10 protein-coding genes are annotated in these 13,228 nt (G+C 66.1%); 7 read left to right on the top strand and 3 right to left on the bottom strand.

The window, feature by feature from the left end:
- Window positions 1-18: 18 nt before the first annotated feature.
- The gene (locus tag MLE27_RS02880; RefSeq protein ID WP_243310382.1) at window positions 19-1,164 is read left to right on the top strand and encodes an efflux RND transporter periplasmic adaptor subunit; all 1,146 of its coding nucleotides are present in this window, start codon (window positions 19-21) and stop codon (window positions 1,162-1,164) included.
- Between the two features lie 8 nt (window positions 1,165-1,172).
- Window positions 1,173-4,340 carry an efflux RND transporter permease subunit gene (locus tag MLE27_RS02875; protein ID WP_243310381.1) on the top strand — a complete coding sequence of 1,056 codons (3,168 nt, stop codon included), beginning with the start codon at window positions 1,173-1,175 and terminating at the stop codon, window positions 4,338-4,340.
- Between the two features lie 46 nt (window positions 4,341-4,386).
- On the opposite strand, the gene MLE27_RS02870 is transcribed toward MLE27_RS02875, so the two are convergent.
- Window positions 4,387-4,761: a hypothetical protein gene (locus MLE27_RS02870; RefSeq protein WP_243310380.1), complete on the bottom strand. Its 375-nt coding sequence runs from the start codon at window positions 4,759-4,761 to the stop codon at window positions 4,387-4,389.
- 114 nt (window positions 4,762-4,875) lie between these two features.
- On the opposite strand from MLE27_RS02870, the gene MLE27_RS02865 reads away from it, so the two are divergent.
- From MLE27_RS02865 to MLE27_RS02845, 5 genes are all read left to right on the top strand, one after another.
- Entirely contained in the window at window positions 4,876-5,598 is a 723-nt protein-coding gene (locus MLE27_RS02865) for a carbonic anhydrase (RefSeq protein ID WP_243310379.1), read from the top strand.
- Between the two features lie 342 nt (window positions 5,599-5,940).
- The gene (locus MLE27_RS02860) at window positions 5,941-7,392 is read left to right on the top strand and encodes an outer membrane homotrimeric porin (RefSeq protein WP_243310378.1); all 1,452 of its coding nucleotides are present in this window, start codon (window positions 5,941-5,943) and stop codon (window positions 7,390-7,392) included.
- A 431-nt stretch (window positions 7,393-7,823) separates the two neighbouring features.
- Window positions 7,824-9,275 carry an outer membrane homotrimeric porin gene (locus MLE27_RS02855; RefSeq protein ID WP_243310377.1) on the top strand — a complete coding sequence of 484 codons (1,452 nt, stop codon included), beginning with the start codon at window positions 7,824-7,826 and terminating at the stop codon, window positions 9,273-9,275.
- A 298-nt stretch (window positions 9,276-9,573) separates the two neighbouring features.
- Window positions 9,574-10,437 (top strand): substrate-binding domain-containing protein, encoded by an 864-nt coding sequence (locus tag MLE27_RS02850; RefSeq protein WP_243310376.1) that lies wholly within the window; start codon window positions 9,574-9,576, stop codon window positions 10,435-10,437.
- Window positions 10,430-11,215, top strand: a complete 786-nt coding sequence (locus tag MLE27_RS02845; protein ID WP_243310375.1) for a 4Fe-4S binding protein — start codon at window positions 10,430-10,432, stop codon at window positions 11,213-11,215. The genes MLE27_RS02850 and MLE27_RS02845 overlap by 8 nt, the downstream gene beginning before the upstream one ends.
- Window positions 11,216-11,546: 331 nt before the next feature.
- Here MLE27_RS02845 and MLE27_RS02840 read toward each other — a convergent pair whose 3' ends face one another.
- Both MLE27_RS02840 and MLE27_RS02835 read right to left on the bottom strand, forming a co-directional pair.
- Window positions 11,547-11,942 carry a hypothetical protein gene (locus MLE27_RS02840; RefSeq protein ID WP_243310374.1) on the bottom strand — a complete coding sequence of 132 codons (396 nt, stop codon included), beginning with the start codon at window positions 11,940-11,942 and terminating at the stop codon, window positions 11,547-11,549.
- Window positions 11,943-12,007: 65 nt separating this feature from the next.
- Window positions 12,008-13,228: a bifunctional nucleoside/nucleotide kinase/histidine phosphatase family protein gene (locus MLE27_RS02835; RefSeq protein ID WP_243310373.1), complete on the bottom strand. Its 1,221-nt coding sequence runs from the start codon at window positions 13,226-13,228 to the stop codon at window positions 12,008-12,010.

Here is a 13,228-nt window from a genome sequence, read left to right as displayed (position 1 = left end):
CAGACGAGGACGCACCGCATGCACGCATCAGCCACGCGCCTTCCCCTCCGCCTGACGGGCCTGGCAGCCGCCCTGATCCTCCTGGCCGTCCTGGCGGCCTGCGACAAACGCAACGCCTACGTGCCGCCGCCGCCGCCCAAGGTCACGGTGGCCAAGCCGGTGCGCCAGTCCGTGGTGGACTACCTGGAGTTCACGGGCAACACACAGGCCGTGCAGACGGTGAACCTCAACGCGCGCGTGGAGGGCTTCCTCCAGGGCATCTTCTACGAGGACGGCGCGCGCGTGAAGCAGGGCCAGAAGCTCTTCCTGATCGAGCCCGCGCCCTACAAGGCCAAGGTGGACCGGGCCAAGGCGGACCTCGATTCCCAGAAGGCCCAGCTGGTGCAGGCCGAGACCGAGCTGACCCGCTCCAAGAAGCTCTTCGCCGAGCGCGCCGGGCCGGACACCGAGGTGGTGCGCTGGCAGCGCGAGCGGGACACCGCCGTGGCCAACGTGGAGGCCGCCAAGGCCAACCTCCAGATCGCCGAGATCAACCTGGGCTACACCAGCGTCACCGCGCCCTTCGACGGCCGCGTCAGCCGCCGCCAGGTGGACCTGGGCAACCTGGTGGGCAGCGGGGGCCAGGCCACGCAGCTGGCCACCATCGTCAAGGACGACCCCATCTACGCCTACTTCACCCTCAACGAGCGCGACATGCTGCGCGTGGAGCGCGTCAACCAGGCCAGGCAGCGCCAATCCGCGCCCAAGCGCGTCACGGTGGAGATGGGCCTCTCCGACCAGAGCGGCTACCCGCTCAAGGGCGAATTCGACTACTACGACATCGGCGTGGACCCCCAGACTGGCACCATACTCCTGCGCGGCGTGTTCCCCAACCCCAAGGGCGACATCGTGGCGGGACTGTTCGTCAGGCTGCGCGCCGCGCTTGAAACCCGCGAGGCCCTCACCGTGCCCGAAGCCTGCGTGGGGGTGGACCAGGTGGGCAGCTACGTGCTGGTGGTGGACGACAAGAACCTGGCCCAGCAGCGGCCCGTCACCACGGGCCAGGCCGTCAACGGCCTGCGCGTGATCGACAAGGGGCTGGACGGCACCGAGCGGGTGATCGTCAACGGCATGCAGCGGGCCAGGCCCGGCGCACCCGTGGCCCCCGAAGAAGCCAAACAGTAGGCGGGCCCATGTTCTCAAAGTTCTTCATCGAGCGCCCGGTGCTGGCCAACGTGCTGGCCATCGTGATGATGCTGCTTGGCGGCGTGGCCCTGCTGGAGCTGCCCGTGGCCCAGTACCCGGAGATCACGCCGCCCACGGTGCAGGTCTCCACCTCCTATCCCGGGGCCAGCCCCGAGGTCATCATCGAGACCGTGGCCGCGCCCATCGAGCAGCAGGTCAACGGCGTGGAGCGCATGCTCTACATGTCCTCCAAGTCGGCCTCGGACGGCTCCTACACGTTGACCATCACCTTCGAGGTGGGCACCAACCTGGACACCGCCACCATGCTGGTCCAGAACCGGGTGAACACCGCGCTCTCCAGCCTGCCGCAGGAGGTCCAGCGGCAGGGCATCAACGTCAAGAAGAAGTCCACGGCCATCCTGCTGGTCATCGACCTCGTCTCGCCCGATGGCACCTACGACGACCTATTCCTCTCCAACTACGCCACCCTGCGCATCAAGGACGAGCTCGCCCGCCTGGACGGCGTGGGCGACCTCTCCATCGTGGGCGCGGACGATTACGGCATGCGCGTCTGGCTGGACCCGGACAAGCTCAAGTCCATGAACCTGTCGGCGCAGGACGTGGTCAACGCCCTGTCCCAGCAGAACGTGCAGGTGGCCTCGGGCATGCTGGGCCAGCCCCCCACCCCCAAGGACCAGCAGTTCCAGCTCACCATCCAGACCCAGGGCCGCCTGGTGACCACCGAGCAGTTCGGCGACATCATCGTCAAAAGCTCCTTCAACCAGACCGGCAAGGTGGTGCGCGTGCGCGACGTGGCCCGGGTGGAGCTGGGCGCCAAGACCTACACCCTCTTCGGCCAGCAGAACGGCCAGCCCGCGGCCTGCATACCCATCTACCTGCTGCCCGGGGCCAACGCCCTCAACGTGGCCCAGAAGGTGCGCGCCGAGATCGGCCGTCTCTCCAAGGACTTCCCGCCCGGCCTGCAGTACGCCATCCCCTTCGACACCACCCTCTTCGTCACCCGCGCCATCGACGACGTGTACAGGACCCTCATCGAGGCGGCCGTGCTGGTGCTGGTGGTCATCATGGTCTTCCTGCAGAACTGGCGGGCCATGCTGGTGCCCGCCACAACAGTGCCCGTGACCATATTGGGCGCGTTCGTGGCCATGTCCGCCCTGGGGTTCTCGGTGAACCTCATCACGCTCTTCGGCATCATCCTGGCCATCGGCATCGTGGTGGACGACGCCATCATCGTGGTGGAAGGCGCCATGCACCACATGGAGCAGGGCCAGAAACCCAAGCAGGCGGCCATCACGGCCATGTCCGAGCTGTTCGGGCCGATCATCGGCATCACGCTGGTGCTCTCGGCGGTGTTCCTGCCCGTGGCCTTCCTGCCGGGCATCACCGGGCAGATCTACCGGCAGTTCGCGCTGGTCATCGCCTCCACGGCGCTCATCTCGGCCATCAACGCGGCCACGCTCAAGCCCACGCAGTGCGCGCTGTGGCTCAGGCCCCGCACCACCGAGCCGAACGCCTTCTTCCGGGGCTTCAACGCGGTCTACCAGCGCTTCGAGAACGGCTACACCCGCGCCGTGACCTTCATGGTGGGGCACAGCAAGCTGGCCATGCTCATCTACGCGGGGCTCATCGCGGCCACGCTGTTCTTCTTCTCCAGCCTGCCCACCGGCTTCCTCCCCGACGAGGACCAGGGCTACTGCATCATGAGCGTGCAGCTGCCCCCGGCGGCCTCCCAGGAGCGCACCCGGGAGGTGGCCGCGCAGGTCAACGCCATGCTGCCCAAGGTGCCCGGGGTGGCCAACTGGATCACCTTCGGCGGCATGTCCATCCTGGACAACGCCAACCAGTCCAACATGCTGACCTATTTCGTCATCTACAAGGACTGGAGCGCACGCGGCAAAGACGAAACCCAGGACGCCATCCTGATGAACATCCGCCGCGGCCTGGCCCAGATCCAGGACGCCGCGGCCTTCGCCTTCATCCCGCCCGCCATCCAGGGCCTGGGCCAGGCGGGCGGTTTCGAGATGGTCGTGCAGGACATGGGCAACCTCGGCCCCTCGGCCCTTGAGAACGCCCTGCGCGAGCTCATCATCGCCGGGCACACCCAGAGCGGGCTGGCCGGGCTCAACACCACCTTCTCGGCCAACACCCCGCAGATCTGGGCGGACATAAACCGCACCCAGGCCATCACCTACGGCGTGGCCATCCAGGACCTGTTCTCCACCCTGCAGACCTACCTGGGCTCCACCTACGTCAACGACTTCAACCTCTTCGGCCGCACCTACCAGGTGCGCGCCCAGGCCGACACCAACTACCGCCAGCAGACCCGCGACATCATGAACCTGCAGGTGCGCAACAACCAGGGCAACATGGTGCCGCTGGGCGCGGTGATCTCCGTGCGGGAGATCGTGGGGCCGAGCATCCTGACGCGCTACAACCTCTACACCGGGGCCTCGGTGTTCGGCTCGGCCGCCCCCGGGTTCAGCTCCGGCGAGGCCCTGACCCTGATGGAGCAGCTCGCCCGCGACAAGCTGCCCGCCTCCATGGGCATCTCCTGGACCAACATGGCCTACCAGGAGAAGAAGGTCGGCAACGAGGCCTACTTCATATTCGCCCTTGCCGTGCTGCTGGTCTACCTGGTGCTGGCCGCGCAGTACGAGAGCTGGTTCCTGCCCACCTCGGTCATCATGGTGGTGCCCCTGGCCCTCTTGGGCACGGCCGTAGCCGTGTACGTGCGCAACATGGACAACAACGTCTACACCCAGGTGGGCGTGGTGCTGCTCATCGCGCTGGCCTCGAAAAACGCCATCCTGATCGTGGAGTTCGCCCGCGAACTGCGGGAAAAGGGCATGTCCATCAAGGAGGCCGCCGTGCACTCGGCCCGGCTGCGCTTCCGGCCCATCCTCATGACGTCCTTCGCCTTCATCCTGGGCGTGGTGCCGCTGCTCTCGGCCTCGGGCGCGGGCGGCGCCAGCCAGCGCGCCGTGGGCACGGCGGTGTTCGGCGGCATGCTGGCCTCCACCTTGCTGGCGGTGATGGTGGTGCCGGTGTTCTACGTGGTGGTCCAGGGGATCATCGAGCGCTTCTATCCGCCCGAGGAGCAGGAGTCCGAGCCTGAGCCCGAGGCCGAAGCCAAGGAACTGCCCCCGGGCCACTGAAACTGAGCCCGGGCGGGCGCGCCTGCATCAGCGCCTGCATCAGCGCCTACATCAGCACGGAGACGCGCACCCGCACCAGCGGTGCGCCCTGCTGGTCCGCCTCCGCCAGGACCACCCGGCAGCCCAGGCGCGCGCCCCGCTCCAGCAGTTCCGCCAAACGCGCGGCCCGCTCCGGGGGCACCGTTCCGGCCGTGAGCGCGCCCTTCCTGCCGGGGGCGCGCGCCTCCAGGCGGCCGCCCTCGCCGACGGCCAGCTCCAGCTCCTGGCCCTGGAACAGCTTGCGGGCCAGGCGAGGGTCCACGCCCTCCAGGGCGAAGGTGTCCAGCGCCACCTCGGAGGAAAACCGCTGTTCACGCGACGCGGACTCGCCCCCGCCCGCGCCGAGCAGCCCTCCCACCAACGAACGGATCGACCAGGCCATGCGCCCCGCCCAGACTCCTCCGGCCGCGCGGGCCGGGCTGAAAGTTTGACTTCCCCCGCCGTCTTCCCCTAAGACATCCTACCGTTGGACACCATCCACATAAGGAGATCGACAATGAAACGCCTTCTGGTCCTGTCCCTTTCCTTGCTGGCCCTGTGCGCCGCCGCGGCGCTGGCCTCCGCGCCCGCATCCCTGCTCACCCCGGATCTGGCCCTGGAGCGCCTCCAGCGCGGCAACGAACGCTTCGTCTCTGGCAAGATGATCCATCCCAACCAGGACGCGTTCCGCCGGACCACCACCGCCAAGGAAGGCCAGAAGCCTTTCGCCACCATCCTGGGCTGCGCCGACAGCCGCGTGCCCCTGGAAGTGGTGTTCGACACCGGCGTGGGCGACCTCTTCGTGGTGCGCGTCGCGGGCAACGTCACCTACTTCGACCAGGCCGGCACCATCGAGTACGGCGCGGAGCACCTGGGCGCGAACCTGCTGGTCGTGCTCGGCCACACCCGCTGCGGCGCGGTGACCGCCGTGGTCAAGGGCGACCACGTGGAGGGCAACATCCCGGCGCTGGTGGCCAACATCGTTCCCCCCGTGGAGAAGGTCAAGTCCGAGAACCCGGGCATGGACGCCGCCGCGCTGACCAACAAGGCCATCGAGGCCAACACCTGGCAGTCCATCGAGGATCTGTACAAGCAGAGCCCCATCATGCGCGAGATGGTCAAGGCCGGTAAGGTCAAGGTCGTGGGCGCCATCTACGACGTGGACTCCGGCAAGGTGAACTGGCTGGGCGAGCACCCCAAGCAGCAGGAGCTGCTGGCCCTCACCGGCGGGGCCAAATAGCGCGATACGCAGGGACACTTATCGATAGGGTTCCAAGCATTGCACAAGCATTAATATTCGGCATCGACACATTACACAACGGCAACACAAGGGGCGCTCGGCGCCCCTTTTTCATTCAATCCGCGAAGCACTTTCAACTCGGTAATGCGACGTGAAGGCCGCATGGAGACTGAGTTTCTTCGTTCAGGCCTGCACTTTCCAACTTTCTTGCAAAATTTCATGTAACCGTTCTTTCATTACAGCCCACATACCGTCTGCATGGCAGTGCGGATTGGGTGTGCCTGGTAAGTCGCCTCTCCGCACTATGGTTCGGAAGTATCGCGAAACAAAAGGAGAGAAAGAATGAAGCGCTTTGCATCTATTGCGCTGCTATTCGCCATGGTGTTCGGCTTTGCGGCTATCGCCGCTGCCGCCACCGAAGTCAAAATGACTGGCGACGCACGCATCCACGCCAACTTCTGGAGCGACATCAACTACACCGGCTGGAACGCCAAGGGCACCAACACGGGCGATCCGCTGACCATCTGGGAGCGCTTCCGCCTGCGCTCCGACTTCATCGCCAACGAGGGCCTGAAGTTCCGCTTCGGCATCCGCGTCAACAACAAGGCCTGGGGCAACGACACCTTCACGGTGGACAACCCGGCCACTTCCATCGACGTGTACCAGGCCTACCTGCAGTTCAAGTGGCCCAGCACCAACGTCGAATTCACCGTAGGCCTGCAGGACATCGACCTGCCCATCTCCTCCAGCGCCCTGCTGAACTCCAACCCCGTGTTCGGCGGCACCCGCGCCGCGGCGGCCGTGGTCTCCGTCCCCGTGACCGACCAGTTCAAGGCCGTGGCCGGGTTCACCCGCCTGCTGGACACCAACAAGGACTTCGACACCACCACCCGTCAGGTGGCCGACGAGTTCGACGGCTACTTCCTGGTGCTGCCCATCACCCTGGACGGCTTCAGCGCCACCCCCTGGGGCATGGTCGCAGTGGCCGGCCGCGACGCCGGGTACTCCACCACCGTGGGTTCCTCGCCGCGCTACACCGACCAGTCCCTGGCCACCAACCTGGCCTCCGCCGCCTACATGCTGAGCCCCAGCGGCTTCAAGCAGGCCCAGACCGTGTTCTGGTGGGCCGGCTCCTCCTTCGCCGTGACCGCTCTTGACCCCTTCAAGTTCTACGCCGACGTGATGTACGGCGAGGGCGCTGGCAACCAGGGCAGCAGGCAGCGCAAGGGCATGTTCTTCGACGTGGCCGCCGAATACACCGGCCTGGACCTCCTGACCCCCCAGCTGACCTTCTGGTACTCCACTGGTGAGAACGGCTCCATGCGCGACGGCTCCGAGCGCATGCCCACCGTCGTCGGCTCCTGGGGCCCCTCGACCTCGTTCCTGTTCGACTCCAGCCAGGCCTTCGCCGGCGGCCACATGGGCCTGAACCCCATGGGCTCCATGGGCTTTGCGTTCTCCCTGAACAAGATTTCCTTCATTCAGGATCTGACGCACCGCCTTACCTTCTCCTACGCTCGCGGCACCAACCAGGCCCGCGCCCTGCGTGACGCCAACGCCCTGTGGGGCCTGGGCAACTACGTGCAGATGGGCCGCGACCTGACCGTCAACGAGTACGTGATGGCCGTCAACTTCGACAACCAGTACAACATCTACGAAAACCTGGCCGCCATCGTGGAGGCCGGTTGGGCCCACGGCGACTTCCAGAGCTCCGTCTGGGGCCGCCGCCTGGTGAACCAGTCCAAGGACGGCGACGCCTGGAAGGTCGCCTTCGGCCTGCAGTACAAGTTCTAACACGCATCCGACCGAGCCGAGCCATGCGGGCCGGGACGAAAGTCCCGGCCCTTTTTGTTTTTGGCTGACGGTTTCCCCGCATCCCGAAGGCGCGGCCCAGTCTGGCCGGGCTGGCCGCAAACAGGCGGCGCCGGCGCGGGGCCGGTCAAATGCCCGAGCCCGAACGCAGGGACTAAGGCGCCTGCGCCGGCGCTCCGCCCCCCGGGGGCCTGCTCCCCTCGTTGACTCCGCCCGCCCGGTGCAAGGAGGAATTCAAAAAACTGGACCGTAAAAAAAATTTTACGAAAGTCAAAAAATCATCATTTTTGTCTTGCACCCCCCGCTTGACGGGGATAGAAAGGGCTCATGGCATAGCGGAAGGGTCGTCCCTGGTAAGTCGCCCCTGCCGCAAAATGTTCCGGCAATCCTGAAAGACAAAAGGAGAGAAGAAAATGAAGCGCTTTGCATCCATCGCTCTGCTCTTCGCCATGGTGTTCGGCTTCGCGGCTATCGCCGCCGCCGCCACTGAGGTGAAGATGACTGGTGACGCCCGCATCCACGCCAACTTCTGGACGAAGGAAAACTACACCGGTTGGAACGCCAAGGGCACCAACACCGGCGACCCCCTGACCATCTGGGAACGCTTCCGCCTGCGCTCCGACTTCATCGCCAATGAAGGCCTGAAGTTCCGCTTCGGCATCCGCGTGAACAACAAGGCTTGGGGTAACGACACCTTCACCGTGGACAACCCGGCCGTCTCCATCGACGTGTACCAGGCCTACCTGCAGTTCAAGTGGCCCAACACCAACGTCGAGTTCACCATCGGCCTCCAGGACATGGATCTGCCCATCTCCTCCAGCGCCATGCTGAACGCCAACCCCGTGCTCGGCGGCACCCGTTCCGCCGCCGCCGTCGTGTCCATCCCCGTGGTTGACCAGTTCTCCATCGTGGCTGGCTTCACCCGCTTCCTGGACACCAACAAGGACTTCGACACCACCACCCGTCAGGTGGCTGACGAGTTCGACGGCTACTTCCTGGTGCTGCCCATCACCCTCGACGGCTTCAAGGCGACCCCCTGGGCCACCATCGCCGTTGCTGGTCAGAACGCCGGTTACACCACCGCCGTCGGCTCCTCCCCCCGTTACACCAACCAGTCCCTGGCTACCAACCTGACCTCCGCGGCCTACATGCTGAACCCCGCTGGCTTCAAGCAGGCTCAGACCGTGTTCTGGTGGGTTGGTTCCTCCTTCGCCGTGACCGCGCTTGATCCCTTCAAGTTCTACGCGGACGTGATCTACGGCGAGGGCGCCGGCGGCCAGGGCAGCCGTCAGCGTCACGGCCTGTTCTTCGACGTCGCCGCCGAGTACACCGGCTTCGACATCCTGACCCCGCAGCTGACCTTCTGGTACTCCACCGGTGAAGACAGCTCCATGCGCAACGGCTCCGAGCGTATGCCCGTGGTCGTCGGTTCCTGGGGCCCCTCCACCTCGTTCCTGTTCGACTGCTCCCAGGCTTTCGCGGGCGGCCACATGGGCCTGAACCCCGAAGGCTCCTGGGGCTTTGCCTTCTCCCTGAACAAGATCTCCTTCATTCAGGACCTGACTCACCGCCTGACCTTCACCTACGCTCGCGGCACCAACCAGGCCCGTGCCCTGCGTGACGCCAACGCCCTGTGGGGCCTCGGCAACTACGTGCAGATGGGTCGCGACCTGACCGTCAACGAGTACGTGATGGGCATCAACTTCGACAACCAGTACAACATCTACGAGAACCTGGCTGCCATCGTCGAGGCCGGTTGGGCTCACGGCGACTTCCAGCGCTCCGTTTGGGGCCGTCGCCTCGTGAACGAAGCCAAGGGTGGCGACACCTGGAAGGTCGCCTTCGGCCTGCAGTACAAGTTCTAGAAAGGATTCCGCCGGACATGCGCCATACGGCCGGGACGAAAGTCCCGGCCGTTTTTATTTGCCCGCGGCCCGTCCTCCGTCCGTCCCTCCTGCCCTGCCGCCAAGGCAAGCCGCGCCAGTCCCCCTTCCTTTGAGCCGCAATCCCCGCTCGTATCGCAACCTTGTACCGTCTGTGCGCCGCAAGAATCAAAAATATCTATTATTATAATCGGATTTCTCACTGTATGTTGCCCAGCGTTCCATCAGAGCAGCACAGCCCCGGAGGCGCGCACCGCGTCCCCTGGCCAATGGAGAACGCATGGATTCAACGAAAGACCCCATCGGACGCCGGAACTTCCTCAAGTCGGCCGCGACCGCCACGGCGGGCGCCCTCGGCGGAGCCCTGATTCCCGCGATGCAGGCGCGCGCGGCCTCGAACAAGCTCTTGCAGGTATGGTCCTGCGGGGGGCTGGCCGAGGCCATGATCCCGGCCAACGAAAGCTATGAGGCCCGCACCGGGGTCCGGGTGGCCTACACGGGGGCCTTCGCCGCGGCCTTGGGCAAGTCCCTGCTGGGCAGCGCCGAAACGGACGTGTTCGCCGGGCGGGTGCTGGACCTGGCCAAGAAGCTGCGCCAGACGGGCAAGATGGTGGCCTTCTCGCCGCTGTGCTACACCAGCTACGTGCTGGTGACCCCGAAGGGCAACCCGGCCAAGATCGGCTCCATCGAGGACATGGCCCGCCCCGGCGTGCGCGTGGTGCTGGCCCCCGAAGCCTCGCCCCCGGGCGGCGCGGCGGCCATAGCCATCATCAAGAAGGCCGGCGTGCACGACCAGGCCATGGCCAATGCCGTGAGCCTGGGCAGTTGCGTGCAGCGGACCATGGATGACGTCATCTCCGGCAAGGGGGACGTCTCCATCGTGGAGCTGCGCGTCACCCGCCTGCCCGCCTTCGCCGGGAAGCTCGACGTGCTGCCCATCGACGCGAAGTTCTTCCCGCCCCCGCCGCTGACCTTCACCATCGGGGTGATGAAGAGCGCCAGGGATCGCTCCCTGGCCCAGGACTACGTGGAGCACATGCTCTCCCCCGAGTCCCAGACCACCCTGGAGCGCGCGGGCTTCATCCCCGCCATGTCGGACAAGGGGCGCGAACTCACGGAGAAGCTGGGGGTGAAGGATGCCTGAGGCAGTCGCCCGCACCCTGTCCCCGGCCCGCACCACCCGCTTGCGCGCGATCCGGCGCACCGTGCAGTTCGGAATGCTCGCACTGCTGGGCCAGTGGTCCTTCTACGGCATTTTTCGTTGCCCGTTCATCGTGCCCTACGTCAGCTGCCAGAACTGCCCGGTCATCACCTGCCACGGCAGGCTGCTGACCATGTTCTGGGGCTTCTGGCTGCTTCTGCCGCTCTCGGCCCTGGCCGTTGGCCGCGCCTTCTGCGGCTGGGCCTGCCCCGGCGGGCTGGTCAACCAGCTGCTCGGGCTCGTTGCGCCCCTCAAGGCCCGGGTTCGCAACGCCTGGACCGCGGCTGCCTCCTTCGGCGGGGTGGCGGCGCTGCTGCTGTGCGCCTGGGTCTGGTTCGCCATGGGGCAACCGCGCAGCAACGTGCCCATCCGCGCTGGCGAGTTCCTCGGTTCCGTGGCCCTTACCTTCGAGCACGCTGGCCCGGCCTGGATCGTGCGCACGGCCGTGGTGCTTGGGCTGCTGGCCGCTGGCTTGATCCTTTCCAACTTCTGGTGCCGCTTCGCCTGCCCCACCGGCGCGGGCCTGGGGCTGCTGAACCGCCTGAGCCTGCTGCGCTTCTACAAGACCGAGGCCTGCAACGGCTGCGACAAGTGCCGCAAGGCCTGCGAGATGGCCGCGCGCCCGGACGAACGCGGCTGCACCAACTGCGGCGACTGCCTGGGCAGCTGCCCGGTGGACGCCATCGGCTTCGGCAGGCCCCCGAAGAGCGCCAAGCCCTGAACGCGGACTGACAAAGCGCGAAGCGGAAAGGGATCGCCAAGGCAGGAACTCCCTTGGCCCGCCGGATGCGTCTTTCTTCCCGGTGCGCCCTTGGCGGTGGAAGCCTCCGGCGGCCAAAGGGCTTCGCCCTTTGGAAACCCGCTCCTTGCCGCCTGTGAACGCCAGGCCCAGTACCGTTACAGCAAGGTGAGTCGTGCCGGGTCCGGACCCTAGATGATCGGAGACCTTCGGCCCACTGCGTTCCCCCCGCTTCGCGGGCGACACGAAAAAAACAAGGCCGCCGGAAGCGTCGCTTCCGGCGGCCATTTTCGATGCCGATTCAGGGTGAAGGCTACTTGGCGATGTCGGCCTGCAGGCCCTTCACCAGTTCCTCGATCTTGGCCAGCTTCTCCTGCTGGGCCGCTTCGAGCTGGCCCTTGAGCTGGTTGACCTTCAAAGCCATCTCGTCCAGGTTGTTGGCGGCGATGGCCTTGCGGGCCATCTCCTTGGGGGCGTTCACCGCTTCGGCCACCTTGGCTTCCATGGCGGCCAGACGGGTTTCCGAGGCGCTCAGCTTGCCGGCGTACTTGCCGTCCACCGCGAAATAGACGCCCACCGCGACCACGATGGCCACCAGCGCCAGCATGATGCCCATGGTTGCGGTGCTCTTGGCGGGGCTCTGCGACTCCGTGCCGGAGATACCCTGCATGTCCCTCATGGCGTCAACACGTTTTTCCAATCCGAGCATACTGTCCTCCCACTGGGTGTGATGTTACCCCCCCGCTTGTGCTATGGCACTTTGCCGGGCGCAGATCAACCCATGAATCTGACCAGCTCGAAAAGCTTGCGGGACTGGGTGGATACGATGTGGAAGTAGCGGTCCTGCGGGATGTGGATGTAGGGCACGTCCCCGGTGCGCCGGTACAGGAAGTGGGAGAGGATCATGCGGTTCACGGCCTGATGCCCGACGATGAGGATGTTCTCCGCGTTGCCCGAGAGGTACAGCGCCTTCTTCACGCCCCGCTCCACCCTCTCCTGCAGGGTCACGTAGCCTTCGCCCCCGGGGTAGACGTAGTGGAACTTGTCGCGGGTGCGGGCTTCGTGCACGGAGGGCATGTCCCGCGCGATCTGGTCGTAGGTCATGGATTCGCAGACGCCCGCGTCTATCTCGTCGAACTCGTGCAGAGGGATGGTCCGGCAGTCCTCCCGGCCGTCGCAGAGCACCATGGCCATCTGGCGGGTGCGCTTGCGCGTGCTGGTGAACACGTAGGGCAGGGGCGTGTCCTTGAAGGCCCAGGCCAGGGCCTGCGCCTGGACCATGCCCCGCGCTGTGAGGTCGGAGTCGCCGCCGATGCGCATCTCCAGGTTGTAGGCCGTCTCACCGTGGCGGACCAGGTAGAGGTTGCGCACCCAGTCGGAGACGAGCAGGTCGCGCATGATGCGGTAGTGTGGCAGCACGGCCTGGACGCGCTCGCGGATGATGCGGTTGTCCAGGGTGTCGAGCACAACGAAGTTCTCCTCGTCGGCCAGGGGAGTGTAGATGGTCTCGTAGTAGCCGATGCGCTCGCGGAAGTGCAGCTCGGCCTGCCCCGGCGGAAGGTGCGCGAACTCTGGCAGCTTGGCCTTGCGGGAGATGCTGGCCGAGAGCAGCTCCGGGTCCGGGTTGACGCACTCGATGAAGAACTGTGTGTGCCCGGCCATCATCTGCTTGATGACCCTGCGGCGCTGGGCCGAGACGTTGGTGGCGTCCAGCACGGCCACCTCGCCCCCGCCGCGCAGGTAGTCTGCCGCGCGCTCCAGGTTGATGCGCGCGATCTTCTCCCGCAGGGCCACGCCCTCGCGGTTGGCCGGGGAGTAGAACTCCGGGCTGGAGGAGTCCTGCCCGGCCAGCATCTCGCGGCGCACGTCCCCATTGTTGAACACGCGGACGGCCACGCCCTCCGCCGTCAGGCACTGCGCGATCTTGGAAGCGACCGTGGACTTGCCCGAGGCGGGCAGCCCCACCATGGCGATCACCAGCTTGGCCGCGGACAT

Origin of the sequence: Fundidesulfovibrio agrisoli (genome assembly GCF_022808715.1) — a bacterium.
Taxonomy (GTDB): Bacteria; Desulfobacterota; Desulfovibrionia; order Desulfovibrionales; family Desulfovibrionaceae; genus Fundidesulfovibrio; species Fundidesulfovibrio agrisoli.
This window is presented reverse-complemented; position numbering and strand designations above follow the sequence as displayed.

Coding starts and splice junctions, on each gene's coding strand:
- MLE27_RS02880 (WP_243310382.1), top strand. CDS start 19: ATGCACGCATCAGCCACGCGCCTTCCCCTCCGCCTGACGGGCCTGGCA.
- MLE27_RS02875 (WP_243310381.1), top strand. CDS start 1,173: ATGTTCTCAAAGTTCTTCATCGAGCGCCCGGTGCTGGCCAACGTGCTG.
- MLE27_RS02870 (WP_243310380.1), bottom strand. CDS start 4,761: ATGGCCTGGTCGATCCGTTCGTTGGTGGGAGGGCTGCTCGGCGCGGGC.
- MLE27_RS02865 (WP_243310379.1), top strand. CDS start 4,876: ATGAAACGCCTTCTGGTCCTGTCCCTTTCCTTGCTGGCCCTGTGCGCC.
- MLE27_RS02860 (WP_243310378.1), top strand. CDS start 5,941: ATGAAGCGCTTTGCATCTATTGCGCTGCTATTCGCCATGGTGTTCGGC.
- MLE27_RS02855 (WP_243310377.1), top strand. CDS start 7,824: ATGAAGCGCTTTGCATCCATCGCTCTGCTCTTCGCCATGGTGTTCGGC.
- MLE27_RS02850 (WP_243310376.1), top strand. CDS start 9,574: ATGGATTCAACGAAAGACCCCATCGGACGCCGGAACTTCCTCAAGTCG.
- MLE27_RS02845 (WP_243310375.1), top strand. CDS start 10,430: ATGCCTGAGGCAGTCGCCCGCACCCTGTCCCCGGCCCGCACCACCCGC.
- MLE27_RS02840 (WP_243310374.1), bottom strand. CDS start 11,942: ATGCTCGGATTGGAAAAACGTGTTGACGCCATGAGGGACATGCAGGGT.
- MLE27_RS02835 (WP_243310373.1), bottom strand. CDS start 13,228: ATGTCCGCGGCCAAGCTGGTGATCGCCATGGTGGGGCTGCCCGCCTCG.